Source organism: Hallerella succinigenes, assembly GCF_002797675.1.
Lineage (GTDB): Bacteria > Fibrobacterota > Fibrobacteria > Fibrobacterales > Fibrobacteraceae > Hallerella > Hallerella succinigenes.
Window position 1 is genome coordinate 832,452 of record NZ_PGEX01000001.1, and the last position, 24,843, is coordinate 857,294.

Sequence of the window (24,843 nt, forward strand, 5' to 3'; positions counted from 1 at the left end):
TTATGGTTCCTTTGATTGATATTTTTGATGTATGGTATGGCGTCAATTTAGAGGTTGTCAATAGTGAGGTTGTATCGGCTGGCATTCCATTTGTTTCAAGGCAATCTGTAAATAATGGTGTTGTATGCCATGTAAAAAAGATGGACGATGTTGAGCCTAATCCTTCACATACATTAAGTATTGCCGTCAGTGGTAGTGTCCTTTCAACATTTTATCACGATTATGAGTATTATAGCGGTCGAGATATCTATGTGGCAAAGCCCAAAATTAAACTGACTAAAGAAGAAATGCTTTATTACTGCTATGTAATTGAGCAAAATAAATACAGATACAATTATGGCCGGGGTGCGAATAAAACGTTTAGAAGTATTTTAGTTCCGTCTAAAGATGAAATTCCAAAATATGTAAGAACAAAAGAAGCTGAGATTCGCTTCTGCAACAAGCCCATTATTTCTAACAAAATCAAATTAAATACGGATAGTTGGAAGTGGTTTCGTTATGATGAAATATTTGAAATCTGCAAAGGTTTCTATAATAAAAAGCCTGAAGAAAATCCCATTGGTGATATTCCATTTATTGGAGCAACGGATTCAAACAACGGAATTACATCGATGCATGATTTAGACACGATTAAGGATGCGTCTAAAACTGGCGATGAACCCAATGCTCCCCTTGAACAAAAGATTTTCAAGTCCAATTGCATAACCGTATCAAACAACGGTTCTGTAGGATACGCTTTTTATCAGCCAAAGGAGTTCACCTGTACTCATGATGTAAATCCATTATATATCCATAAGAAATGGAATAAGGAACTCAATATTTACATAGCAATGTTCTTATGTTCTCTTATTGAAAAGGAACGTTTTAGATGGGATTATGGGCGAAAGTGGCGACCCAAAAGGATGCCTGATTCGTTGATAAAACTTCCTGTTCGCAAAATCACTCCCAACGAATATGAACCTGATTGGCAATTTATGGAAGATTACATCAAGTCACTTCCGTATTCATCAAGTCTTTAACTCAAACAAGGAGGCGTAAATGTCGATGTTACTTTCTGGGCTAGTGGAAAAAGTCAAAGAACTATCGTATCGAGAAAAGCTGAAACTGGCTCAAAAGCTAATTCAAATGGCTTGTATTGAAGAAGAACGGCTAAATAGTGCTTCTCAAGCAGAAGAAATGGAAACGATAAAAAAACGTTTGTTGAAATCAAAGCCTGCAAAATATGATGCCCTTACAAATTTCATCAAAGCAATGTACAATTTCAATGGTGGCATTGAAGATGCTAAGGTTACAAAAATTATAGAAAACCTTCAAAAAAGTAAATTCATTCGCCTTGATAAAAATAAAGTAGAATACCTTACAATCGAAAAGACTCTTTCTAAGTAAATTTTAAATATATCCCCCTTGACATCTGCCTTCTAGTATTTTACGTTTAGTGCACAAGTGTGTAGAAAACTACTTTTCGCGCACGAAGCAAACCAATCAAAGCCCCGCCTTTTATGCATGTAGGCGGAAAACCAAGGCGAACGGCGCAGAATCAAACTTGTTTGATTTTATTTCTCTTCAGTATACCATTTTGCATTTTTTGCAAATTACAAATTCGGGCAAACCAGTCGGAAATTCCGACAGGTTCAAATCAAGAGTTTCCACAAGGTCTTTGTTGCTCGTAGTATTGAAATACGAATAACCCCAGTGGTTATGTAAAATTTCGTTACGCCCCTTGCCAGTTTTTCAAATATTAGGTACAATAATGCCCGACGCATTTTTCCGTCTAATGGAAAAATGCGCCTTTTTTTATTCTGGATTTTCGGAATACAAGAGACGCCTCTAACACTAACCAGCCGCGAAAGCGGTGTCGCTAATTGCGGCCAAATGGAGGCTAATATGGCTAAAGAAGTTATCTCTACGAAGCTGGTCCAAGATGCCAAGCAAATCATCGAGACTGCGCGGAAAAATGCGGTCAGGAGCGTTGATTTCTGTCGTGTCCAGATGTACTGGAAACTTGGCAAGCGTATTTTCGAAGAAGAACAGCATGGCAAGAAGCGTGCCGATTATGGGGCGTATATCGTGAAATCGCTTGCAGAAAAACTGGAAGCGGAATATGGCAGCGGATTTTCTAAGCGTCAATTAGAATTTTGCCGCCAATTTTTCATTACCTAGTCATCCCTTAAAATCCCGCCCAGCCCGCATAACTGTTGGGAAAAACTGATTTCTACCCTGTGAAAATATTGCAAGGTTTTCTAAAATATGATTGAAAACCTTGCAATTTTTTATGTACAGACCGCCAAAATCCCACGCACAGACAAGCCTTTTCTGTTCCCTTGAGGAGCAGTTGAACCACAAGCATTCCCTCTACGTTCTCGCGAACAAGATTGACTGGAACAAGTTCGAGACCGAGTTTTCGAAACGGTTTGACGACAAAATGGGTGCGCCGAACAAGCCGATCCGTCTCATGACCGGGCTCATCATCCTGAAGCACATCCGCAACGTATCGGACGAGTCCGTCGTGGAGCAGTTTCAGGAAAACGCCTATTACCAGTATTTTTGCGGAGAACGGTTCTTCTCGACGGAGCAACCCTGCGACCCGAGCGAACTTGTTCACTTCCGGCACATGATTGGCGAAGCGGGCATGGACATGATCCTCAAGGAAAGTATCCTCGTCAACGATGACCACGATAAACAAGGACCGACAGGATGCGGCACGGTCTTTCTTGACACGACCGTGCAGGAAAAGAACATCACGTTCCCTACAGACGCCAAACTTGCGAACAAGATAATAGAACAGGTACAGAGGATCGTGGAAGAGCATGATCTTCCGCAAAGACAGTCCTACAAGAGAACCTTGAAGAAGGTCCATCGTGACCAGCGTTTCCGCAATCACCCGAAGAACGGCAAGAAGGCTCACAAGGCAGATCGCAGGCTGAAGACAATCGCGGGACGGCTCGTCCGTGAATTAGAGCGAAATCTCGCCAGCAAGAACTTGTTGAACACGTACAAAGAAAAAATCGAGCTTTTCAAAAAAGTTCTGGCACAGAAGAAATGCGACAAGGACAAGGTCTATTCGCTTCACGAACCCGAAGTAAAATGCATCGGCAAGGGCAAGGAACACAAGAAATACGAGTTCGGCAACAAGGTGTCAATCGCCCGGAGCTACAGCGGCATCATTGTCGGCGCGGTCTCGTTCCGGGACGAGTATGACGGACATACGATAGACGATACGCTTGACCATGTTGAACAAATGCTTGGATTCAGGCCGAGCCAGGCCGCATGCGACCGAGGCTACCGCGGACAAAAGGAATCCGGAACGACAAAGATCGTGATACCGGACGTCCCGAAGAAAAACGCGACTTACTACCAGAAGGAAAAGGCTCACAAGCTTTTTTGCAAGAGGGCAGGCATCGAGCCTATCAACGGCCACCTGAAAAGCGACCACCGTATGGGTAGAAATTTCTACAAGGGAATCTTTGGCGACATGCTCAATGCAAAGCTTGCAGCAGCGGCGTTCAACTTCAAGAGGGCCATGAGGCGCTTTTTTGTCCTGTTGGAATGGCTATACTGTTGCTTCCTTTGCCGGGAAGGGGTGAATAAAAACGGCGAACCTCCTTATCCTGCGCTCGCGAAGTGACTTTTTAAGGGTCAACTACCTATCCAATTGCGAACGCACTGCGTTCGCAATTGAACTGGTCGCAATATCGTATGTTGATTCAGATTCCTGACCCCGACAAGCGCGAATATTACGAACTTGAGGCGGTGAACAATTCTTGGAACGGGCGCGAACTCGAACGCCAAATCAACAGCCAGCTATACGAGCGCCTTTTGCTCAGTAACGATAAGGAATCCGTGCTGGCGGTCGCTCGCAAGGAACGCATCCCCGAAACCCCGCAAGAGGTCATCAAGGATCCGATGGTCCTGGAATTTCTTGGGCTGGAAAGGAATCCCGCCTTTTATGAAAGCGATCTGGAAGGCGCGATTATTTCGCATATCACTGATTTCCTTCTCGAACTGGGTAAGGGATTTGCCTTTGTTGCTCGGCAGAAGCGGATTATGCTCGAAGACGATGAATTCTTCATTGACCTCGTTCTTTACAACAGGTTGCTTCGCTGTTTTGTGGTTATTGAAATCAAGACGGGCAAAATCACGCATCAGGACCTCGGCCAGCTCCAGATGTACGTGAATTACCACGACCGCATTGAAAAACTGCCCGATGAAAATCCTACCATCGGCATTCTTTTGTGCGCAGGCAAAAACGACACTGCCGTGAAAATGACTTTGCCCGAAGACAATAAGACTATCCTTGCTAGTGAGTATAAGTTGTATCTGCCCACCACTGAGCAACTGGTCGGCGAAATCAACGAGGCCAAGGAACTCGTGAAAAAATCCAAGCGAATAAAGAAAAAATAACGCGTCTCGCTCTTGACAGTCGCCTTCTAGTAATTTACATTATAGTGCACAAGTGTGTAGTAAACTACTTTTTTGCGCACGAAGCAAACCAATCAAAGCCCCACCTTTTTTATGCATGTAGGCGGAGGGAGGAAAGATGAAGAATGGCGTAATCGCTGGTGGTGTCGGCATATGGCTCGACGAAATTGTTCCCTGCCTCAAGGATACCGAAACTGGGGAAATCAAGGAAACTGTGGTATTCAGGATTGAAAGCAGGTCTTTCCTGGAAAAATTCAACGAAAAGAACGGGTGGGAAATTAATTGGATCAAAATTCCCAAAGAAGTTGAGGTCTTTGCCCTTGCCTTGAAAGAAAATAATGAAATTCAAGGGCTTGTCGGAGTAAGAAATGATGTGGATGTAAAAGCTGCCTATTTGCATTGGGCTTGCACCGCTCCGCAAAATAACAAACATGCTTTTGGTAAGCAAAAATACATCGGTGTTGGGGGTCATCTTTTTGCCATAGCGGCGGACCGTTCCCTTGCATGGGGATATGACGGATTTATTCATGGTTTTGCCCTTAACAAAGAGCTGCTAAATCACTATCTTGATGTTCTAGGTGCAACTTATTTGGGTGCTTTGCATCCATATCAATTTGCTTTTAGCAGGATGGCATCACAAAAACTTCTGGAGGTCTATACCTATGAGTGGAATTAGAAAGCCCGCCGTCATTCTGGCGGATTCCATGGAAGAGTACTTGACTCCTCCGAATCCTTATAAAAACCCGCCTAAAGGCAAGTTGAACCTGCTGGAATTAGGGCGATATGCCGAGCGTGTGGGAAAGGATTTTGATGATCTGACTGCCGATGAAATCCTGCAGTTCAAGATTCCGTAATCTATAACCATGACGTTATAGTAGCCCGTAGCCCCGCCTTTTATGCATGTAGGAGGAGGGAGGAACGATGAAGAATGCCGGTTTATTGTCGTCGGGTGAAGTTGACGGCGAGAAGAATGAAATCATCGTGTATCAGCCGGAAGGGGGCGAATTTCACATCGAAGTTCGCGTGGATCAGGATACCGTCTGGCTGACGCAGGCGCAAAATCGTACAAAACGAGTGTCGCAAAATCAAGCTAGCTTGATTTTATGACCGAGTTGCAGCCGATTGCACATAGTGCAAATGGCGGAGCTGTTCAATACGGACTGAACTTCAATAAATCGGCATATTCGCAACATTTTTTCAGATGCTGGAATTGTATGGAAATTCAACTTGTGTAAAAAATGCACAGGTTCGTTTGGAGGGGGGGATCCATTAAACGAGTCGTTCCGTAAAATTCCGCCAATGTTTTTCTGCTGTTGCCAACATCACAATCCCAAAATCCTTAGGTAGTCCATCCGGCTATTCAAAATTCGAATGACAAAAACTTTATCACGTTCGTTCCGGTAAAAGACCAAATACCCGCTGACAGAAAGGCAACGATACTTCGTCAAGCTATTTACCTTACCTCTTAACGAAGGGCCGATCTCGGGGAAAACGGCTAGGTTGTCAATGGCGTCAAGAATTTCAATGACCTTTTCATTCGCCGCTTTAGGGCTGCCTAGCTCGGATTCTATATAAGCGTTGATGCCGTCTAAATCTTAGACGGCTTTCGGCGAAAATACGATGAAGGGAATCTAGACCTCGTATTTTTTCCGCACATCAGCGGCGGAAAGCCATCGTCGCTGTTCGGCGGAGCGTTCGCCTTCGGCAAGAGCCTTCTGTAACTTCAGTTCGGCGACCATGCGTTCGTATTCCTTGATGTCTATTACAACGTAACAACCCCGGCCGTTCTTGGTCAAAAAGACTGGGGAATCTTCGGTCACGTTCTGAAGAACTTCGTTATAATTGCGCAAATCAGAAACTGGCAAAATACAGGGCATGGGAAACCTCCTTTCCTAAAATACAAAATTTTAAGAATAATTACAAGTAAAATTCAACGAAGTATGTGTCGTATTGCGAGTTTTCTGCCTTAATTCTATGCCTTATAAGCATATCTAGTTATGAAAACAAAGTATTTATAATGTCTGAAAAGCAAAGGTATATTTGAACACGTAAAGACTTCAACCGAGAGGAACCTATGAAAAAAGTATTGGTCTTGTCCAGCAGCTTGCGCAAGGGAAGCAACTCCGAAACCCTGGCGCAGGAGTTCGCGAAGGGTGCCGCCGAGGCGGGCAACAAGGTGGAATTCGAATCGCTGCGCGGCAAGAAAATCGGTTTTTGCATGGGCTGCCTCGCTTGCCAGAACAAGGGCAAGTGCGTCATCAAGGACGACGCACCCGCCATTACCAAGAAGATGGAATCGGCCGATGTTATCGCGTTCGCAACGCCGATTTACTATTACGAGATGAGCGGCCAGCTCAAGACGATGCTCGACCGCGCTAATTCCCTCTATGCGAGCGATTACAAGTTCCGCGAGATTTACCTGCTCACATCTGCCGCCGATACGGACGCGAAGGCCATGAACATCGCAAAACGCGGCATTGGCGGGTGGATCGCCTGTTTCGACGGCGTGAAGCTCAAGGGCTCCCTCTGTGCCACGGGAGCCGAAAGCGCAGGCGATGTCCAGAAGAATTCCGCGCTCCTGAAAAAAGCGTTCGCCATGGGAAAGAAAGTTTAACCACAAGGAGATAAATCATGAAATCCAGATTCTTTAAAGCGGCACTCGCCGTGGTTTCCGCATGCACCCTGATGGCATGCTGCCCCGAAAAAGAAAACAAGGCTGCTGCGCAAGGTGCCGCCACGCCGGCCACGCAGTCCGCAACAGAAACCGCACAACAGACAAAGGACGAAAATATGAACAAGCTCACGCTCACCGCCGAATGGGACAAGGTTTTCCCCAAGAGCGACAAGGTCGAACATTCCAAGGTCACTTTCAAGAACCACTTTGGCATTGAACTCGCCGCAGACATGTTCGTGCCCAAGGACACGAGCCTCAAGGTGAACGGCAAGTTCCCGGCGATTGCAGTCTCGGGCCCGTTCGGTGCCGTCAAGGAACAGTCCAGCGGCCTTTACGCCCAGCAGATGGCGGAACGCGGATTTCTGACCATCGCATTCGACCCGAGCTTCACCGGCGAATCGGGCGGCGAACCGCGCTACATGAACAGCCCGGACATCAACACCGAAGACTTCATGGCGTCTGTCGATTTTCTCTCGACCCGCGACAACGTGGATCCGGAACGTATCGGCATCATCGGCATTTGCGGCTGGGGCGGCATGGCGATTAACGCCGCCGGCATTGACACCCGCGTAAAGGCGACGGTGGCCTCGACCATGTACGACATGAGCCGCGTAACCGCGAACGGCTACTTCGATGCGGCAAACAACGCCGACGCCCGCAACGAGGCCCGCAAGGCTCTGATGGTCCAGCGCACCAAGGACTTCAAGAACGGTACGTACGACCTGGCCGGCGGCGTGATGGACCCGCTCCCGGACGACGCTCCTTACTTTGTCAAGGATTACTACGCCTACTACAAGACCCCGCGCGGCTATCACAAGCGCTCGCTGAACAGCAACAAGGGCTGGGCTGCCTCCGCAGGCACCTCGCTCCTGAACACGAAACTCCTCGCATACGCCGACGAAATCCGTAACCCGGTGCTCATCATCCACGGCGAAAAGGCCCACAGCCGCTACTTCGGCGAAGGCGCTTTCGAAAAGATGACCGGCAAAAAGGCAAACGTCCCTGCAAAACTCGACGCCACCAAGAACTGGAGCAAGACCGTCGGCAACAAGGAATTACTCGTTATTCCCGGAGCCTCCCACGTGGACCTCTACGACAACCTGGAAAAAATCCCCTTCGAAAAGCTGAACGAATTTTTCCAAGCGAATTTGAAGTAAAAGTGATTGCTTAAACAAAACGTCATTCCTGCCTCAGAGCCGGAATCTGAACAAAAGCGGCTTGCGAATTGCGGGTCGCTTTTTGTTGATGGATACCATGTTGGGAAAGATGGTGTTGTAAATAATACCCTGCAAAATCAAATTGCCTCGCAGTTGAATGATCCTGATGCCGGTTTGCCTGGCATTGTAAGGCAGGATGGCGAAATCGTCAGTGTTGATAAGGCAACATTACTCTCTGTTCTTGCCGCCTAGTGGGATAATTCCACAACCTTCCATTCGCCGATGGTACGCTTTTCCTGGTCGAACGTAACGCCGATTTTGAACAACTTTTTCGGCGAGCCGTCCTTGGTCATCGTGACCGAGTATGGAATCAGATAGCCCTTGTCGTCGATTTGTTTTAACGCGTCATCCACAGTCGCGGAAGAGTCCAGCTTGAACTCGAAAATGTAAACAGCATCGGCGGTCTCCACGACGGCATCGGCGCGGCCCGCAGCACTGCATTCCTCGGTACGCACGACGTATGGCGTACACAGCTTGAAAATCAGGAACAGCACCGTCTTGTAGTGGTTTTCGTCCTTGCGTTCCGCATTATACGGGATGCCGCTCATGAACGCGCGGATGTGAGTCATCGCATCATCAATTTTACCTTTCCGCAGCGCCTTCGTGAAACGGAGCATGAACATGTCGTTGTCAACAACGTCGTCCATCGCGTAATAAGGCATCAGCGCCTTCAGAAAGCCGAGACGCACTTCTTCGTTCGGGAAGCCAATCGTGTAAGCAAAACCATCAAAATTCTTGATCGTCAAGTACCCGCTCTGGTAAAGCATCGGGATAGGGTTCTTGGCAGTCTCCGTCGGTGCGTCGAACATGTCCTGCGTAGCCTCGAACCCGGTATCGAAAGGCGTCGGGTCCACCTTGTACTTGCGCATGAGCTTGGTCAGAATCGTCGGCGTTCCCGTGGAAAACCAGTAGTTGGCAAGTTCGCGTTTGCTCAAAGCGTTTATCAAACTGAACGGGTTGAACACGTCCGGCGAGTTCTTGCTGAAGTGGTAGCCGTCATACTGGCGCGTTAGCGTCTCGCAGGCACCGTCATAAGTCAAGCCGTTCTTGTCGGCGAGGGCCTGGATCTCGGGCTGCATCTGTGTCAGCACTTCTTCCTTCGTGATACCGCAGATGGCCGCATACTCGTCATCCATAGTGATGACGTTCAGGTTGTTGAGTTCGCTGAAAATCGAGAGCTGGCTGAACTTGCTGATGCCCGTGAGGAACACGAAGCGGAGGATGCCGCCCAAATCCTTGAGCGGGCTGAACAGCTTGCGCATCTCGTTCTTGAGCGTGAGCTGGAGTTCCGGATTTTCCATGGAATCCAGCAGCGGGGCGTCGTATTCATCGACAAGCACCACAGGGGGCATGCCTGTGCTTGCATGAGCAGCCTTGATAAGCAACTCGAAACGCACACCCCAAGCCGACTTGTCGGACGGCACAAGCCCATACTGGCGTTCCCATTCGCCAAGCTTCAAATTGAGCGTATCTGCCAGGTCCTCTTCGGTAATGAACTTGTTCCCCGCGAAACTCAACTTGAACACCGGGTACTTTTTCCACTCGGTCTCGAGTTTCTCCATCGCGAGGCCAGTGAACAAGTCCTTGCGCCCTTCAAAATAGTATTGCAGCGTGCTGACCAGCAGCGATTTCCCGAAACGGCGCGGACGGGACAAAAAGAAATACCTGTCCGCTTTGACCAATTTATAGATCAAGTCGGTTTTGTCAACGTAATACTTGCCGTCTTCGCGAATCACCGCGAAATCCTGCACACCGATGGGAAATCTCTTTAACGCCATGGTAACAAAATACAATTTTTTCGGCGGGCATTACTCCCCGATAGGGGTGCCTAGGCTGGTTGGGATTGTGCTATATTTCGGGGATAGCGAGGTACCGCCCGAAGCGGTTATCGAGGCCCCGGCGGTGATTGGTGTGTGGGCGGCAGTGGCAACACAAAAGTTTAATAACAGGAGAATGGATAATGAAAACGATAAAGAAACTCGGCTTGGTGAGCGCTGTAGCTTTTGCAATGCTTGCGCTTTCGGCTTGCGATGACTCTTCGTCGGCTAGTTCCGACGAAACCGGTAGTTCCAGTTCATCGGTAGAGTCTTCTGATTTGGATGAGTCGTCATCTTCTGTTGACAAGAAGTCGTCGGGAAATGAATCTACAGAAAAAGACAAGTCTTCCAGTAGTGTCAAGGGATCTGAGCCTGTCGAAGTGTCAAGCAGTTCCGCGAAAGAAACAAAGGACTCGGCCGACTCCAAGAGTTCCAGTTCTGTGAAGTCGGGTGAATCTTCTAGCAGTAGTAAGGATAAGTCCAGTTCGTCGGTGAGTTCGTCTTCGAGTGAAAAGCAAAGTAGTAGTTCTGTAGGATCGTCTAGTTCTTCTGAGAAGCAGTCTTCGTCGTCAGTTGCTTCGAGTAGCAGTGAGTATGTACCATTTGATCATTCTAAAGCTTTTGATGGAACATTGTGGCGTAAGGGGGCTTATAAAACATTTGTTGATGAAAGGAATAATCGTGAATATTATTACTTACAGATTGATGGTAAAAAATGTCTAGAATACAGTGAAACTGACAGATGCCTTTCTACTAAAGATACTTCGATTTCTGTAATGGCTGAAAATCTGAATGTTGGTGAAATGGTTCGTGGTTTCAAAGATCAAAAAGATGATTCTAAAATCGAACGCTATTGCTATGACAATGATACAACGAATTGTGACCGCTATGGCGGGCTTTACCAGTGGGCTGAAATGATGGGCTTCAACGATAGTTGTAATACCAAGAGTTGTGCCCATTTGATTCAAGAGAATCATCAGGGAATTTGCCCGAATGGTTGGCGACTTTTGACTTATGATGATTTTTATATCATAGTCAATAGTAACGGGAATACCCATGGTGTCGAGGGGGTGCGTTCTACATTCGGTTTTGGAGGCTTCAACACTACTGGATTTAGTCTTGTAGGAGCTGGTCTGCGTAAGGATAATGGACAATTTTCACAATTAAATGATATCACATTATGGTATTATCCTGCTGAATTAGTTGACAATGGGAATGTTTATCCCAAATCAGGTTCAACAACATACTCAGGAACGGCATTTTATCCAGAAAATCATGGAAACTATACTAAACTTGCTGGTTTTTCAGTCCGGTGTGTGATAGTCAATCAAAAATAATTGTTTGAGAAGGGTGAATTATGTCCAGAAACGAGAAAAATCTTAACAATTACAAAATTGAACATCTTGAACGCAGAGAGATGTTTAGTGCTGATGCTCCCATTGATTTATCGGACAATAATGCTGTTGATAATCAACTTAATGATAATTCCACGTGCTAATTCCGCGCACGTTCAATTCAGAATCCAACAGAACGTAGCCTTCGAGATACTCACACGATGGAGACCTTCCTTTATCCGTACGAATAAACGACAAGCGGATATAATATTCATCAGGTTCATACGCCTTGGGGGCTTCCACAAAACCAATTGCGGTAAGTTCTTTTGCAGCCGCATAAAATTTAACACTTTATATTACTCTCTCTTGACCACCGTTGTAACTTCCAGCGTATCAGCTTCGCTATAAGGAGTCTTGTATATCAATTTCCAGGTGAAAGAACTATCCTTTAAAGACAATACGTTCATCGCATAAAAATGACGTTCTGGAGGAGCAGGCATATTCGTGTATTTAGGATTTCCGCAATAAGTAGGATAATTGACGCAATAACATGTAAAGTGCGGAAGCGTACGTCCCAAAACATCAGGACATGCAATAGAAAGCTTTGCCGGTTTCGTCTTGAGATTCGAACTTAATGAATCTTTGCGTTCGCTTTTTTCTTTTGACTTTGCAGGTTTTTGGGAGTCCATTTTCTTTCCTGTTTCATAGAACATTACACCACTAGGCAAATCAATAGCCGTCAACTCGTAAGAAGACAAGAACGTTTTTGAATGAGAACAAGGGAATGTTTTCTTTACCGAAGCAAATTGTTTTTTAAAATAAGCGGTGTCAAATTTTGCATATACAGGACGAGGGATATAACTCGTTTTCTTGAACAAACCAAAATTTAAATTTATGATGGCAGTATCTTGATACACATTTGTATCCGGTTTATATTTCCGCGAAAGCGGATATCCTCTCAATTTATCATCGGGGCACAGCTCAGCATGACAGTGAAATTCAGCCCCATTTATTTCACAGTTAGAAGCACGCCATACTGAAATTTCGCCCTTGTGATCTTTAATGCGATAATACACCAAAGCATTTTCAGGAATACGATTGCTATAGTACAGAAAGAAAAGTGTTCCTGCAACCAAAATAAGCAAAATAGGTAATGCAATTTTCAAAGCAAATTTGAACTTCACATCGCACAACATACAAAAGTAAAACAGTGCGCGCAAGAGACTTCTCAAAGTCGTTCGCTGTTTTACCTCTCTTACCGTACTTGTTTTCCAAATTTTAATTGTATATTCCATTTAGCACCATCTTTTATATGGAGATGTATGGTTTATGCAGTTGGTAAGAACTTCCTTAAATTTAAGAAGTGATTTGCGCTGGGCTGAGGATGCCTATGAAAAAGGAATTTTCGCCTGGATAAACGGAAGTAAAAATAGTGCGACCAAGAAAAAGAATTATGAGGCGATTCTACGAATATTGCCCCCACGTATAGATTTTGTCAAGGAACCGAACAAAAAGTTCAAGTTTGCAGGAGAGTCGCTTGAATATGAATCCTTCTCTTTTGATGGTAAGGACTATCTGGGCTTCCTTTTTACAAACACCCAGTTGGGACGTAGTTGGAACACCCGCGTAGCCTTTTGTCGAAACACAAAGCATGTACAATGCTTTGTCTCGCTAGAATGTGACCTGCAAAAGGGCGCCTCTCTACCTTCGATTTCTAAGCCGAAGATTTTGGATTATCTCATCAAGTTCCAGGATGGAGATGGCGGATTAGACATAACAGACAAGCCCCATATAATTGAGTACAACGATATTTCGAAAGCAAAATGTGCCTTGACAGCAAAATTAGGCAACGTTTTGCCCATCGTTTATTTGAGCTGTTCCGAGCGCACACATTCTTTAAAACCAAGCGAGGTTGCGAAAAAACTTTTTGGGGTTGCCCACGTTCTTGCTGAAAAAGATAAGACGATATATGAGCGTCTCCGCATCGACATGAAGGGCGCTAATTATCCCAAAAGAGGTGAAATAGGAATCTGTTATCAAGGCCAGCCAATAGATATTTTTAATCGCTATTCTGTGGTTGATTGGTCTGAAAATCCTGAAACACTTGTCCAAGACATATTCCTCAAGATTCTAAAGAAGAATCTGTCTCTCAAGTTTAATTTTACCTGGGATGATTTCCTGGATGCGCAGACAAAGTTTACTGTCGAACAAACTGAAAAAGAACGACTTGCCAAGATTCAGACAGTGGAGAAAATGCGCAATGAATTGGCAGCGTCCAAGTCAACGACCGAGGAGCTTTCTAAGCAAGTAAAGAAGCTGATGCAAGAACTGGAGGCTGTTTCCAAAGAACGGGACCAGTACAAAGATGAACACGCACGATACATTATGTTGGAAAAACTGTACAAGAGCTGCAAGGAAGAGCGTGATTCTTGGGAGAATCTTGCGATACAGTCTGATGATAAACGAATTGCCGCCGAAAAGGAACTCGCCGACGCAAAACAATCGCTGCATAATACGAACGTCAAAAACGCAGCTCTTGAAAAGAACTTTAATACAGCTTCTAGCAAGAACGTACAAAACTTGCCACTTGTCATGCCCAAAGATATCCAGATGTTCCCCGATGAATATAAATGTCAGCTTATTAGCATCTTACGGCTGGCTCAAAAAAATGTTCGCAAAACAACCATATCACCCAAAATGCGAACGGCGGATATAATTGAAAAAATCTTAGCAGCCAATGTGAACGCAATGAATTGCTATGAGGAAATGAATAAGAATAAAGAAATTCTGGAATCCGTTGCAAAACAGCAGAATCTTAATTCCAGTGATGGGACCAAAGCGATGAAGCCGTTTAACATGGAAATCGTAAAGAAAGGGAATAATCACGGCAAAATACGATTTGTCAAGGATGAAAGCGAAAGTTTCCTTGGTTCAGAAGCATCAACAGCCAGCGAAACGGCCCGTGGTGGCAAGAATCAAGCCGCCGACCTGGTAAAAGCTATGCTTTGGTCTGATTAAAAATCTCTACTTATTGAGTTTTGCCTAGCCTACTTGACTAGGCTTCTTTTTTTTCAATTCACCCTTTGTAAGCGAGGAATGAAAAAGGTATAAACTAGAGTAGTATGAACAACGAAACTTTCCTCCCACAACAACATTTTGAACATTGGAAAAAGGATCCAAAAGCCTTTATTTTAATATTTTTCCCACTATGAACAGTTTTCGCTCTATCGACGAACTCATACAAGCTCTTTCACGGGAAAAGACGCTCTTAAAAGAAATGTTCGCAAAACGCAAGACGCTTTCGTTCCGGCTAGATTTAGCAGAGACGCTAGTGGATTACAAGATGTCGCGTATCCAGTATCTCGTAGATTACGGAGTCATTCGCGACAACGGAAACTTTCTGGAACTCGAAGACGTCTATCTGAAATTTTTCGAGGAAGTCCTCAAAGTCAACGAAGAAATCAATGTTGAAAGCGTCAAGGCAAATATTGACCACTTGAACGAAACCATCGAATATTATTTGCAAGAGACCAACGAATCGTCAAAATACAATTATCTTCGTGAAGTTCGTCGTAGCCTGAAAAATATTGCGCTAAACACAAAACGAAACGTAATCGACCTCAAGCGTAATGTTGACAACACTTACAAAAACGAGCCGAACTACAAAATCAAAAAGTCAAAACTCAAGCACCTTGACGAAAAACGAGACGGCATTAAATTACAAATAAAAGAAGCGGAAAGAGTTCTTGAAAATCAGACCGCATTTTTCAAAGTCGCGATGGACGCGGACTTGCAAATTGTCATTGACGACCTTCGATACGACCTCAACGAATCTTCGCACAATCTCATCGAAATCGAAAAGCAGATTATCGATTACCTAAACTTGATAGACTACCAAAGCGAACTGCTCAAGAAAATCCGTCAGGTGAAATACTTCCGTGATCAGCAAGTGCTCGAAACGAATACCGATGTGGCAAATATGCTTGCTAACAAAAATCCCGTGTGGATGGAGCCTAGCACCGGGTATCGCATCAAAGTTTCGCTTGATTGGCTCCGTTCAACGGACGGCGGCCTTTCTGTTCTCCGCGAGGTTCAAAACCGCCGAAAAATTCAAGGTAAACAGCGCAAACAACTCGCTGATCCATTAGACCAAAATGAGATGGCCGCTCAAAGCATCATCATCCCCATGGTGGATCAAACCGAAATGAAAAACGGCTTCATGGCCGCAGGTACAGACCTTTTCTATTTTGTCATGAACTACAGTTATCCTTACCCAATCGACCTTGAAGGAAAACTGGTGCTGTTTTGCCAACTAGTCTCGCAGTTTTCCGATGAACTTGAAATTACGGACAAATACACTGTCGCTGAAGGCTTTGAGTATCCGCTAATTTATCCAAGATAGGTTTTTATGCTGAAACATTCCAAAGAAATTTTTGATATTCTGAGCAAGGGCGGATTTCTCTCGCTCAATAGCGTTGTGCAGGCAAACCGCAATTATTACGATGTGATAGAAGACGGCTTTGATGCCTACCGCGATTACTACGAGGGAGTCGGTTTCGTACTGGAAAGCGGTAACGGTTATTTTTATTTTTCGAGACCAGAGCCTAAAGTAAATGCGGTTGACAAACTGGCCCGTTTCTGCGACTGGATTGACCGTTTGGATTTTCTAAAAACATTTAATTCAGCATTCGGCTCTGGATATGTTTTTACCAAAGCAAAAATTTTAGAACGCATTTCTTGCGATATAGAACTGAAAGAAAAAGTTTCAAAACTTTACGCAGACAAAAAGACACACGCAGAAGTCATTGAAAAACTCGTTGACGACTTGGAGAAAATCGGATTTGTCGAACAGGAAAATGAATTAGAAGGTTCGTACAAAGTGACCGCCGCATTCCATTATCTTGAAGAAATGGTGAATTGCTTGAACATTGTCGAGGGGGCAACCGATGAGGTTCCTTAACAAGATTATTTTCATCAACAGCGCTCATGTACGCTATGCAGAAATCGGGCTTAACGGAAATGTTCACCTGATTGGAACGCAGGGCGTAGGCAAGAGTACGTTGCTCCGTGCATTACTGTTCTTTTACAATGCAGACAAGCAACGTCTCGGCATCCCGAAAGAAAAGAAATCCTTTGACGATTTTTATTTTGAACAAGCAAATTCGTATATTGTCTATGAAGTTGTTCGCGACGAAAGCGCATTCTGCGTTCTCGTAAACAAAACTGCAGGGCGTGCTGTATTCAGATTTATTGATGCTCCTTACAAAAAAGAATGGTTGATTGACAAACAAGGAGAAGTCACCGCCGAAATACCGACGATTCGTACCCGGCTAGAAGGAGCCTATATGAGCCCGATTGTCGATCGCTACGAGCAGTTTCGAGACATCATTTATGGAAATCATCAGGCCGTTGCACGCAAAGAATTTTATAAATTTTCCATCGCAGAAAGCAGCCGCTATCAGAATATTCCGCGAAGCATCCAGAACGTGTTTTTAAATTCGAAATTGGATGCCGATTTTATCAAGGAAACGATTATCCAGTCAATGGATAGCGAAAGTTCGTTTATTGATCTCGGATATTTTCGGCAACAAGTTTCGGAGTTCGAGCAGGAATACACCGATATCGGATTGTGGTTTAGCTACAATAAACGTGGCGAATGCGAAACTCGCATTGACGCAGAACGCGTCGTAACGCTTTATCGAACGCTGTTGCAACTCAAGAAAAATATAGACGATTGCGGACGGCAATTGAATTACGCTTACCGCACCGCAAAAGAACAGCTCCCTTCACTTGCGATTGAAATTGAAAAGGCGAATGCATCTCTTAACGATACGATTCGTTTAATCGGTGAAGAAACCGGCAAGTATAACCGTGAACGCGATGGCTTAAATGCGAGCCTCACTCTTGTCAAAGACAAGTTGAAAAAATGCCGCGAAAAATCGCAGGAATACCAAGCACAAAACATCGAAGAAGTTCTAAAAAAGCAAGAACGCGAAAGTTCACTCAAAGTCGAAAAAGAACATCTCGAAGAACGATTGCATCTGCTCACGCGAGAATTTGACGATGTCAAGGAAAAATACGACAATCTTCTAAAGCAAGCAAGGCAAGCTTTTGAAGAATTCAAGCAAAATCAAAATGCACGTCTGAACGAACGCAATGCTGAATTGCTCAAAAAACAACAAGATATTCTGCAAAAATTTGAACAGTCGCGAGCCTTAATTTTTGACCGTTTCGAAGAAAAAATATCAAACGTCCGTGCAGAAAAGGAAGCTCTTAGCAGCGAGAAAAATTCCTGCGAAAAGAAGTTGCTTGAGCTCAACTACATTCACCCGTTTGCAGAAAAAATTGAAGCATGTCGTTCGGAAATTTCGAAATTAGACGTTTGCGAAAATCAAACCAAGATTGCAAAAACCGCAGCACAAGCCGAACTGAATAAACTCACCGCACAGCGAGATGCCGAACAGGCGAAAAACCGCACAGAATACGAAAAACAAAATGACTCCCTGCTCGTCGAAGCCAAACAAAACGTGGCGAAGTTAAAAGAACTGGATAACCTTCTCGAAAAGCAAAAAGGGTCGCTATATGAATGGCTTACGCAGAATAAACCCGGCTGGGAAAACACCATCGGCAAAGTAGCTGACGAAGAATCAATTCTTTACAACACAGGACTTTCGCCAGAATTAATTGTTGAGGTTGCGGCTCAGGAAGCGATAGACGAATCCTTATTTGGAGTCAAGGTAAACCTCGAAGATTTGCCCATTCGCGTACGCACACCCGAAGAAATTTCAGCCGAACGCAAAACCACTTTAAAAGCAATCGAAGAAAACAAAGCTCATGCAACCGAGTTAGCCGATGCACTCGAAAAGATGAATGCCGCCGTTGATCGCAGTTATTCACCCAAGATAAAGTCATTGCTTGACAAAATCCGCGATTGCGATACAGAATTGGTGCAACTTCCGATAAAGCGGAAACGATCCGAAAACGAACTTGCGTCCATTCTGCAAGCCGATAAAGCTGAAATCGAAAAACGCAAAAAAGAAATCCAGTCCAAGATAAACGATATCGCGACAAAAATTCTCAATGCGGAAGATTCGCTCAAAAAACTGACAACAGAAAAGACACAAGAACTCAAAGCAAACGAAAAGGCGAAACAGCGAGAACAGAAATTGCAACAAGAAGAATTTGATGAATTCAAAATCCAGATTCTCGCCGAAATCGAATCTCGTAAAAAAGAGTTTGAAAAAGAACGCGAAGATTTGCTCCAAAAACGCGATGATGAACTTAGAAACAAGAACATCGATACAACTGCACTCAAGGATTGCGAAGCTGAAATTGCAACAGTCCAGCGCAAGCTAGATGACATCGAAAATCACCGCGAATTCGTTGCACGTTACCGCTACGACAAACAGGAACTTTTCGACCACGAAGACGAATTCAAAAGCGAAAAGCAGAATGTAGAAGACAAGCTAAGCGATTTACAACAGAAATTCAACGCTCGGAAGGTTAGGCTCGACGCGAAAAAAACAGAACAAGAAAAGACGCTGCAACAGCACCGCGACCGCGAAAAAACACTGCAACAATCTATCGAAGAAACGGACAAGTTCGCCGCATCCAGTTTTTGCCCCGAAAACATCAAAGACCTTGGCGAAACGCCCAACGCACGGCTTTGTACCGAAATATTGAGTGAACTCAAAGAATCGCTCATAAACAGCCAAAAGCGAAGCAAGGATCTCGAAGTCGCATCAAATATATTCCGAGGAAGATTCTCGAAACGCAATACGTTCAAATTCAAGACGGAACTCAACACCGAAGCAGACTTTATGGAATTTGCGGACAACCTGAGCGATTTTCTGCTGAACGAGAAAATCGAAGATTACCGCGAACGCACCAGCAACCGCTACTCCGATATTCTCGCACGAATTGCAAAAGAGATTGGCGATGTCACACGCCAAAAAACGGAAATCGAGAAAATCATCAGCGGCGTGAACCGGGACTTTATCGAAAAAAATTTTGCAGGAGTCATCAAAAGTATTGCGCTCCGCACAGAAGAATCAAGCGACAAACTGATGCGGCTGATGCTAGCCATCCAAAAGTTTTTCACCGAAAATCAGTACGCTCTTGGCGAGATTAATTTATTCTCCACGGGCAATACCGAAAATGCGAACCGCGAAGCGGTCAACTTGCTACTGCAATTCGTGAAATCTCTGAACGAAGAATCCAACCGCACGCAGCTGAATCTCAGCGATTCGTTCCGTTTGCAATTCCGCGTACAAGAAAACGACAACGATACCGGCTGGATTGATAAAATTTCGAATGTCGGCTCCGAAGGCACGGACGTGCTCGTGAAAGCGATGGTGAACATTATGCTCATCAACGTTTTCAAGACGCAGGCATCGCGCAAGTTCGGCGAATTCAAGCTCCACTGTATGATGGACGAAATCGGAAAACTTCACCCGAAAAACGCAAACGGCATCTTGAAATTTGCGAACAGCCGAAACATCTATCTGGTCAACGGTTCGCCTACCACGCAAAGCGTATCGGAATACCGCTACACCTATCTGCTCGAAAAGAACGCAAAATCGCAGACCGTGGTAAGGCCTCTCATGACGAGAGTTCAACCCACATCGCCAGCCAAAGGGTAGAAGGAATTTTTATGGCATATACTATTACAACGTCCTTACTGAATCGTCTCATTGCATTGGCGAAAGGGGCGGAACTATCTTCGAGCGATTGTAAGGGAACCATCTTTAATGAACTCGTCCAAGAAGGTTTACTCATTACAATTCCCAAAGGCAGAGGTTCATGCTGTAAAGCCCCAAATGGGAAAGCCCTTAGAGTGTACCTTGCGACACGTGATGACGCATTCAAAGATCTTGAAAAAACAGAAGCTATCTATCGTGAAATTTCTTGCTCTGAAGATGGAGCTACACCATTTGCACCAAGAAATATTCAGGCATCAACAACCGGCAATTCCAAAATACGAAAAACTCGCAGTTGCAAGGGGTTCTTGGTAAACTGCTACGAACCGATTTTAGTGAGTTTGAATGAAAAAAAATTTGAAATAAATCCTCCCGAAGGCTCTTTCGTCTTTATCGCTGATTACGAATCTTTTTTTATACCTGAAAATGTGATTGTTGTGGGCGTCGAAAATATGGAAAATTTTCGCTACATCAGTCGTCAACAGAAATTATTTCAAGATTACCTCATCAAATGTTTTGGCGACTCCAATTACACCCATGCCTCACTTCTCTTTGTATCTCGCTATCCGCAATCTAGCGATCTTGTCAAGTGGCTGCAAAACAGCAAAAATTTATATATACATTTTGGCGACCTCGACCTTGCTGGCATCAACATCTATTTGACCGAATTTTTTGCAAGGATTGGTGACCGAGCGTCATTCCTGATTCCACCAGATGCCGATAGTCGCATTGCAAACGGATGCCGCGAACGATATGACGATCAAATCTTGAAATTTGAAAAAATGAAAGTGGCAGACAAACGCGTCCAGCCACTAGTTGACCTTATCAGGAAATACCATAAGGGTTACGATCAAGAAGGTTTTATTGACTAAAAGCCCCAACGGAGTATGATTCCGTCAGGGCTGCTTCAATCCAAAACACTATAAGAAAAGATTGACGAACTCGCCGGAGCCGCATCCGTGATTTACCTTGCCATTGGCGGGAACCTCGCGGGAGTGCTTTGCATTAGCGACCCTCCGCGTGACGAAGCCGCCGAAGCCATCCGCATGCTGCGCGAACGCGGAATCAGGCATGTGGCGATGATTACCGGCGATAGCCAGAAAGCCGCTGAACGCACGGCGCAACTTTTGGGCATCGACACATTCTTTGCGCAGGTGCTGCCCGAAGACAAGCACCGCTATGTGGAAAAAATGAAGGCCGAAGGCCGCCGCGTGATTATGGTGGGCGAAGGAATCAACGATGCGCCCGCATTGGCTGCCGCGAACGTGTCGGTTGCCATGAGCGATGCCAGCGACATTGCCCGCGAAACCGCCGATGTGACCCTCCGCATCGAAGACCTGCGCGACCTCGCCGAACTCCGCACATTGAGTACGCAGCTCATGGAACGCATCCAGGCGAATTACCGCTTTATCGTCGCTTTCAACACGTCGCTCCTGGCCACAGGTTTCTTTGGGACACTTGCCCCCTCGACCTCGGCCCTGCTGCATAACCTCTCGACCATGGCGATTTGCGCCAAGAGCATGACGCCGTTAAAGCGCGCGTAGGGATGTAACGCTCGAAAACGGCCCAAATTATCAAAAAAAGCTAAAAAGGTAGTCTATGGACTGCCTTTTTGCTTAGTTTTTGATGAAATTTTATACATTTGTTCACTAATTTAGGTACGAAAAAATGTCGAAATGAATTGATTTTATGTGCGGAAAAATGTAATTTACAAGGGGAAATATATGCGGAAAAATGTAAAATGAAACGAATCGCCCTAGAAAATCTGCTTAAATGGAAAGAAAGCGCAAACCGAAAGCCCTTGATTCTTAACGGGGCGCGTCAAGTCGGCAAGACCTGGCTTTTGCGGGAATTTGCCAAGACTGCATATCAGAAAGAAGCCTATATCGTTTGCCGAAAAAATGAGTTGGTGAAACAGGTGTTCGCCCGCGATTTTGACATAAAACGAATCTTGCGCGATTTAAGGGCCTTAAGCAAGGTTGACATCACTCCCGGTGACACGTTGATTATTTTGGACGAAGTTCAAGATGTTCCCGAAGCCATCGAAGCGCTGAAATATTTCTACGAGCAAGCGCCCGAATATCATATTGCCGTTGCGGGATCGTTGCTTGGAATTTCGCTCCATCAGGGAGTGTCGTTCCCTGTCGGAAAAGTGGACGAGCTAGACATTTTCCCGATGAATTTTATGGAATTCCTTGACGCCATCGGCGAACAGAACACTGCGGATCTCATTGCAAAAAGAGATTTTGCTAGCATTGCTCCGTTGCACGAAAAGTGCGTCGATTTGCTCAGGCAATACTACTATGTGGGCGGCATGCCCGAAGCCGTTAAACAGTATGCTGAAACCGGGGCTCTGCAGAGCGTGCGCGAAATACAGAAAAGCATCTTGCGTGGATATGAGCAGGATTTTTCAAAACATGCGCCCAAAGACCAGGTTGCAAAGATAAAGCTTGTTTGGAAAAGCGTTCCCTCGCAACTGTTCAAGGAAAACAAGAAGTTTATTTACGGGGCACTCCGCAAGGGCGCCCGTGCAACGCAATACGCAGAAGCTATCGAATGGCTTGTGGATTCCGGCTTGCTTTACAAGGTGTCTCGCGTTTCTAAACCCGCTTTGCCATTAAGCATTTATGAAGAACTGAACATTTTCAAGTTATATGCATTGGATGTCGGTCTGTTGGGTGCGATGGCAAATACAGATTCTTCGCAGATTCTAATCAAAAGCGACCTGATTGCAGAATTCAATGGCGGACTTGCAGAACAGTTTATTTTGCAACAAATGAAAAGTAAACAGATTGACCCGATTTACTACCACTCGACGGACGATTCAAGGCTAGAATTAGATTTCCTGATACAGTCGGAAGGCCGCCTCTTGCCCATCGAAGTCAAGTCCGGAGAATCAGTGCGCTCCAACTCCCTTTCGACTCTGCTGCAAAACACGCCAGGACTTCAGGCAATTCGCTACTCCATGCGCCCCTATAAGGAGCAAGCATCTTTGACTAATGTTCCGCTTTATGCGGCGTAAAAATGTTGAACCGTATCGCCCCAAAATCTATAAAATCTCGTTAAAAGGTGGTGTAATGCCACTTTTTTTCGTTTTTTTACGGATGCGTTCTTATGCGACGCTATTTGTCGCAGTCATTATGTATTTTTAGTGAATAAGAATTTCACTAAAATCAATGGTTTTTCGCAAAAATAGGGTGCCATAATGACAACAGACCTTTCACGTGCACCGCGGTGGGACACTCTCCGGAATTTCTACCGCGATTTCGATAACGGCCGCAAGCGCGGCTGTGTCGAAAAGTGGAAAAAAGAAATGCCCCAAAGCAGGTTTGAACAGGAACTTTTCGAAACAAAAATCCACACCGAATTCCTGCGCGACCGCCAGAAGATGCTGAACAAGAATTTCCGTTGGACCTACGCGAACATGAAAAAGCTCATCGCGCTCGACCAGTATTTCAGGGAACTGCACCGGAGCATCGCCCGCACCTTCGAAGCGACCAAGAAGGACATCGCTGCTCTCTCCGTGCAAAATCACAAGTGGTACAGGGAATACGAACTCGAAGCCGAAATTTGCCCCGCAAACGACTGGGACATTCCCGGCGAACATGAATACATCAGCGATTTGCTCTTCTGGTACGCGAACTGGGAATCCATCAACATTTGCTTGAGCACGAACGAGGATCAACACGAACGCCACAAGGCCTACAACGTTCCTGCCTGGAAAGAAATACAACTCATTGATAGATTCGTAAACAGCGGTGTCACATGGGAACTCGACGCGTTGCTATACGACAGCGAAGCGAGCCTTTACGCGTTCAAGGACATCGTGCACATGCGCCCGGAACAATTCGAAGTGAGATACAAGCTGAGTTTTTAAACAGCGAGGTACTATGAGAGGACGATATATTTATCAGCTGGCAGCAACGATACTGCCGAATGGGCTGGGCAATGACACCATTGACCATGATCTGGGGATTTTCACGTCGCTACGCACTGCCGAAAAAATCCTGCGAGATTATGTTGAGAGTGGAAATTTTTATTGCCCGGTCTATAGCTATTCCATCATGTTCCTGCCCGTCAATGACGATTTGGAATATGAATCTGAACGGCAAATCAATGTCTATTCGCCCGATGGCAAATTGCAGCTTTCTGAATTCAACATGATGTCCTGTAACGGGGCGTGGAGTAAAAATCTGAATATAGACCTTCGCGCCGTCATCGACATCGGCCCCGGCAAAAAGCCTTATTTCACGCTGTACAACCATTGGAAACGAGGACTCGCGACCAAGTGCGCACGCATCTCCTTTCTGGAACCCAAATACGAACTAGGCACCTCGTACAATAAATCCGTCTGGTTCCTGGACGACAACGAAAAAGAAATGCTCGTGGATTTCCTGAGAACAAAATGCAGGAGCATATTTAGCGACAAGTGCACGAACAACTGGATGAGCGTCATCGGGGCGTTCAACAACGAAGTCCAAGGCGATGACGACAGCCGCATTCTGCCCTACGATTTACCCATCCCGAATTACAACAAACTAGAACCGTAGTGAAAATTTTCCTTATGGGCGTTCCCCTGACGGGTCGGGCCATACTCGCACGCCGCTAACGGCGCACTCACCGAGCCTTGCTTACGTAAGTCTCGTCCCTTCGGGTAACTGTCCCTAACGCGATTCCGCTAAG

At 45.3% G+C, this 24,843-nt stretch carries 24 protein-coding genes and 1 pseudogene; 21 read left to right on the forward strand and 4 right to left on the reverse strand.

Translation table 11 applies throughout. The features are described 5' to 3' along the window. Positions 1 to 2: 2 nt before the first annotated feature. The 8 genes and pseudogenes from BGX16_RS03655 (at position 3) to BGX16_RS03690 (ending at position 5,526) form a co-directional block, all read left to right on the forward strand. Positions 3 to 1,019 (forward strand): restriction endonuclease subunit S, encoded by a 1,017-nt coding sequence (locus tag BGX16_RS03655; RefSeq protein WP_100424840.1) that lies wholly within the window; start codon positions 3 to 5, stop codon positions 1,017 to 1,019. 19 nt (positions 1,020 to 1,038) lie between these two features. Further along, positions 1,039 to 1,386, forward strand: coding sequence for a hypothetical protein (locus BGX16_RS03660; RefSeq protein ID WP_198514847.1), 348 nt, complete (start codon positions 1,039 to 1,041; stop codon positions 1,384 to 1,386). Positions 1,387 to 1,884: 498 nt separating this feature from the next. Continuing rightward, positions 1,885 to 2,160 carry a DUF1016 N-terminal domain-containing protein gene (locus tag BGX16_RS03665; protein WP_198514848.1) on the forward strand — a complete coding sequence of 92 codons (276 nt, stop codon included), beginning with the start codon at positions 1,885 to 1,887 and terminating at the stop codon, positions 2,158 to 2,160. A gap of 112 nt (positions 2,161 to 2,272) precedes the next feature. Further along, complete coding sequence (locus tag BGX16_RS03670) at positions 2,273 to 3,625, forward strand: IS5 family transposase (protein ID WP_198514820.1); 1,353 nt, start codon at positions 2,273 to 2,275, stop codon at positions 3,623 to 3,625. A 17-nt stretch (positions 3,626 to 3,642) separates the two neighbouring features. Continuing rightward, positions 3,643 to 4,401, forward strand: a pseudogene (locus BGX16_RS03675) (PDDEXK nuclease domain-containing protein); the annotation flags it as partial. A gap of 136 nt (positions 4,402 to 4,537) precedes the next feature. Beyond that, complete coding sequence (locus tag BGX16_RS03680; RefSeq protein ID WP_100424843.1) at positions 4,538 to 5,095, forward strand: hypothetical protein; 558 nt, start codon at positions 4,538 to 4,540, stop codon at positions 5,093 to 5,095. After that, a complete protein-coding gene (locus BGX16_RS03685; protein WP_100424844.1) occupies positions 5,082 to 5,273 on the forward strand; it encodes a hypothetical protein in 192 nt (63 codons plus the stop codon). The genes BGX16_RS03680 and BGX16_RS03685 overlap by 14 nt, the downstream gene beginning before the upstream one ends. Before the next feature lie 67 nt (positions 5,274 to 5,340). Continuing rightward, positions 5,341 to 5,526, forward strand: coding sequence for a virulence RhuM family protein (locus BGX16_RS03690; RefSeq protein ID WP_241899428.1), 186 nt, complete (start codon positions 5,341 to 5,343; stop codon positions 5,524 to 5,526). A 215-nt stretch (positions 5,527 to 5,741) separates the two neighbouring features. Here BGX16_RS03690 and BGX16_RS15205 read toward each other — a convergent pair whose 3' ends face one another. Next, entirely contained in the window at positions 5,742 to 6,002 is a 261-nt protein-coding gene (locus BGX16_RS15205; protein ID WP_100424845.1) for a type II toxin-antitoxin system RelE/ParE family toxin, read from the reverse strand. Positions 6,003 to 6,050: 48 nt separating this feature from the next. Next, on the reverse strand, positions 6,051 to 6,296 hold the full coding sequence (locus BGX16_RS03700) for a type II toxin-antitoxin system prevent-host-death family antitoxin (RefSeq protein ID WP_100424846.1): 246 nt from the start codon (positions 6,294 to 6,296) through the stop codon (positions 6,051 to 6,053). A 197-nt stretch (positions 6,297 to 6,493) separates the two neighbouring features. Between BGX16_RS03700 and BGX16_RS03705 the strand changes: the two genes are divergently transcribed. The 3 genes from BGX16_RS03705 to BGX16_RS03715 all read left to right on the forward strand — a co-directional run bounded on the left by BGX16_RS03705 (position 6,494) and on the right by BGX16_RS03715 (position 8,502). Further along, positions 6,494 to 7,033, forward strand: coding sequence for a flavodoxin family protein (locus BGX16_RS03705; protein ID WP_100424847.1), 540 nt, complete (start codon positions 6,494 to 6,496; stop codon positions 7,031 to 7,033). A gap of 71 nt (positions 7,034 to 7,104) precedes the next feature. After that, positions 7,105 to 8,250, forward strand: a complete 1,146-nt coding sequence (locus tag BGX16_RS03710) for an alpha/beta hydrolase (RefSeq protein WP_420866605.1) — start codon at positions 7,105 to 7,107, stop codon at positions 8,248 to 8,250. A 6-nt stretch (positions 8,251 to 8,256) separates the two neighbouring features. Next, positions 8,257 to 8,502, forward strand: coding sequence for a hypothetical protein (locus BGX16_RS03715; protein ID WP_100424849.1), 246 nt, complete (start codon positions 8,257 to 8,259; stop codon positions 8,500 to 8,502). Here BGX16_RS03715 and BGX16_RS03720 read toward each other — a convergent pair. Further along, entirely contained in the window at positions 8,499 to 10,088 is a 1,590-nt protein-coding gene (locus BGX16_RS03720) for an ATP-binding protein (protein WP_100424850.1), read from the reverse strand. The two genes, BGX16_RS03715 and BGX16_RS03720, sit on opposite strands and share 4 nt — an antisense overlap. Before the next feature lie 182 nt (positions 10,089 to 10,270). On the opposite strand from BGX16_RS03720, the gene BGX16_RS03725 reads away from it, so the two are divergent. Beyond that, positions 10,271 to 11,464, forward strand: coding sequence for an FISUMP domain-containing protein (locus tag BGX16_RS03725; RefSeq protein WP_100424851.1), 1,194 nt, complete (start codon positions 10,271 to 10,273; stop codon positions 11,462 to 11,464). 353 nt (positions 11,465 to 11,817) lie between these two features. On the opposite strand, the gene BGX16_RS03730 is transcribed toward BGX16_RS03725, so the two are convergent. Beyond that, entirely contained in the window at positions 11,818 to 12,756 is a 939-nt protein-coding gene (locus BGX16_RS03730; protein ID WP_241899429.1) for a hypothetical protein, read from the reverse strand. A 34-nt stretch (positions 12,757 to 12,790) separates the two neighbouring features. Between BGX16_RS03730 and BGX16_RS03735 the strand changes: the two genes are divergently transcribed. The 9 genes from BGX16_RS03735 to BGX16_RS03780 all read left to right on the forward strand — a co-directional run bounded on the left by BGX16_RS03735 (position 12,791) and on the right by BGX16_RS03780 (position 24,710). Continuing rightward, complete coding sequence (locus BGX16_RS03735) at positions 12,791 to 14,479, forward strand: hypothetical protein (RefSeq protein WP_100424852.1); 1,689 nt, start codon at positions 12,791 to 12,793, stop codon at positions 14,477 to 14,479. Positions 14,480 to 14,669: 190 nt separating this feature from the next. Next, a complete protein-coding gene (locus BGX16_RS03740) occupies positions 14,670 to 15,863 on the forward strand; it encodes a hypothetical protein (RefSeq protein WP_100424853.1) in 1,194 nt (397 codons plus the stop codon). 9 nt (positions 15,864 to 15,872) lie between these two features. Beyond that, the gene (locus BGX16_RS03745) at positions 15,873 to 16,421 is read left to right on the forward strand and encodes a condensin complex protein MksE (protein WP_100426736.1); all 549 of its coding nucleotides are present in this window, start codon (positions 15,873 to 15,875) and stop codon (positions 16,419 to 16,421) included. After that, positions 16,408 to 20,103 carry an ATP-binding protein gene (locus BGX16_RS03750; RefSeq protein WP_100424854.1) on the forward strand — a complete coding sequence of 1,232 codons (3,696 nt, stop codon included), beginning with the start codon at positions 16,408 to 16,410 and terminating at the stop codon, positions 20,101 to 20,103. The genes BGX16_RS03745 and BGX16_RS03750 overlap by 14 nt, the downstream gene beginning before the upstream one ends. Before the next feature lie 11 nt (positions 20,104 to 20,114). Further along, entirely contained in the window at positions 20,115 to 21,032 is a 918-nt protein-coding gene (locus BGX16_RS14500) for a hypothetical protein (protein ID WP_157797852.1), read from the forward strand. 60 nt (positions 21,033 to 21,092) lie between these two features. Beyond that, positions 21,093 to 21,704, forward strand: coding sequence for an HAD-IC family P-type ATPase (locus BGX16_RS03765; protein ID WP_100424857.1), 612 nt, complete (start codon positions 21,093 to 21,095; stop codon positions 21,702 to 21,704). 197 nt (positions 21,705 to 21,901) lie between these two features. After that, entirely contained in the window at positions 21,902 to 23,182 is a 1,281-nt protein-coding gene (locus BGX16_RS03770; RefSeq protein WP_100424858.1) for an ATP-binding protein, read from the forward strand. Positions 23,183 to 23,365: 183 nt separating this feature from the next. Continuing rightward, positions 23,366 to 24,037 (forward strand): hypothetical protein, encoded by a 672-nt coding sequence (locus BGX16_RS03775; RefSeq protein WP_100424859.1) that lies wholly within the window; start codon positions 23,366 to 23,368, stop codon positions 24,035 to 24,037. Positions 24,038 to 24,050: 13 nt separating this feature from the next. Further along, entirely contained in the window at positions 24,051 to 24,710 is a 660-nt protein-coding gene (locus tag BGX16_RS03780; protein ID WP_100424860.1) for a hypothetical protein, read from the forward strand. Positions 24,711 to 24,843 lie beyond the last annotated feature (133 nt).

Excerpts from the sequence above, each read along its gene's own strand:
- BGX16_RS03655 (WP_100424840.1), top strand. The coding sequence starts at position 3 with ATGGTTCCTTTGATTGATATTTTTGATGTATGGTATGGCGTCAATTTA.
- BGX16_RS03660 (WP_198514847.1), top strand. The coding sequence starts at position 1,039 with ATGTCGATGTTACTTTCTGGGCTAGTGGAAAAAGTCAAAGAACTATCG.
- BGX16_RS03665 (WP_198514848.1), top strand. The coding sequence starts at position 1,885 with ATGGCTAAAGAAGTTATCTCTACGAAGCTGGTCCAAGATGCCAAGCAA.
- BGX16_RS03670 (WP_198514820.1), top strand. The coding sequence starts at position 2,273 with ATGTACAGACCGCCAAAATCCCACGCACAGACAAGCCTTTTCTGTTCC.
- BGX16_RS03680 (WP_100424843.1), top strand. The coding sequence starts at position 4,538 with ATGAAGAATGGCGTAATCGCTGGTGGTGTCGGCATATGGCTCGACGAA.
- BGX16_RS03685 (WP_100424844.1), top strand. The coding sequence starts at position 5,082 with ATGAGTGGAATTAGAAAGCCCGCCGTCATTCTGGCGGATTCCATGGAA.
- BGX16_RS03690 (WP_241899428.1), top strand. The coding sequence starts at position 5,341 with ATGAAGAATGCCGGTTTATTGTCGTCGGGTGAAGTTGACGGCGAGAAG.
- BGX16_RS03700 (WP_100424846.1), bottom strand. The coding sequence starts at position 6,296 with ATGCCCTGTATTTTGCCAGTTTCTGATTTGCGCAATTATAACGAAGTT.
- BGX16_RS03705 (WP_100424847.1), top strand. The coding sequence starts at position 6,494 with ATGAAAAAAGTATTGGTCTTGTCCAGCAGCTTGCGCAAGGGAAGCAAC.
- BGX16_RS03710 (WP_420866605.1), top strand. The coding sequence starts at position 7,105 with ATGGCATGCTGCCCCGAAAAAGAAAACAAGGCTGCTGCGCAAGGTGCC.
- BGX16_RS03720 (WP_100424850.1), bottom strand. The coding sequence starts at position 10,088 with ATGGCGTTAAAGAGATTTCCCATCGGTGTGCAGGATTTCGCGGTGATT.
- BGX16_RS03725 (WP_100424851.1), top strand. The coding sequence starts at position 10,271 with ATGAAAACGATAAAGAAACTCGGCTTGGTGAGCGCTGTAGCTTTTGCA.
- BGX16_RS03730 (WP_241899429.1), bottom strand. The coding sequence starts at position 12,756 with ATGGAATATACAATTAAAATTTGGAAAACAAGTACGGTAAGAGAGGTA.
- BGX16_RS03735 (WP_100424852.1), top strand. The coding sequence starts at position 12,791 with ATGCAGTTGGTAAGAACTTCCTTAAATTTAAGAAGTGATTTGCGCTGG.
- BGX16_RS03740 (WP_100424853.1), top strand. The coding sequence starts at position 14,670 with ATGAACAGTTTTCGCTCTATCGACGAACTCATACAAGCTCTTTCACGG.
- BGX16_RS03750 (WP_100424854.1), top strand. The coding sequence starts at position 16,408 with ATGAGGTTCCTTAACAAGATTATTTTCATCAACAGCGCTCATGTACGC.
- BGX16_RS14500 (WP_157797852.1), top strand. The coding sequence starts at position 20,115 with ATGGCATATACTATTACAACGTCCTTACTGAATCGTCTCATTGCATTG.
- BGX16_RS03770 (WP_100424858.1), top strand. The coding sequence starts at position 21,902 with ATGAAACGAATCGCCCTAGAAAATCTGCTTAAATGGAAAGAAAGCGCA.
- BGX16_RS03775 (WP_100424859.1), top strand. The coding sequence starts at position 23,366 with ATGACAACAGACCTTTCACGTGCACCGCGGTGGGACACTCTCCGGAAT.
- BGX16_RS03780 (WP_100424860.1), top strand. The coding sequence starts at position 24,051 with ATGAGAGGACGATATATTTATCAGCTGGCAGCAACGATACTGCCGAAT.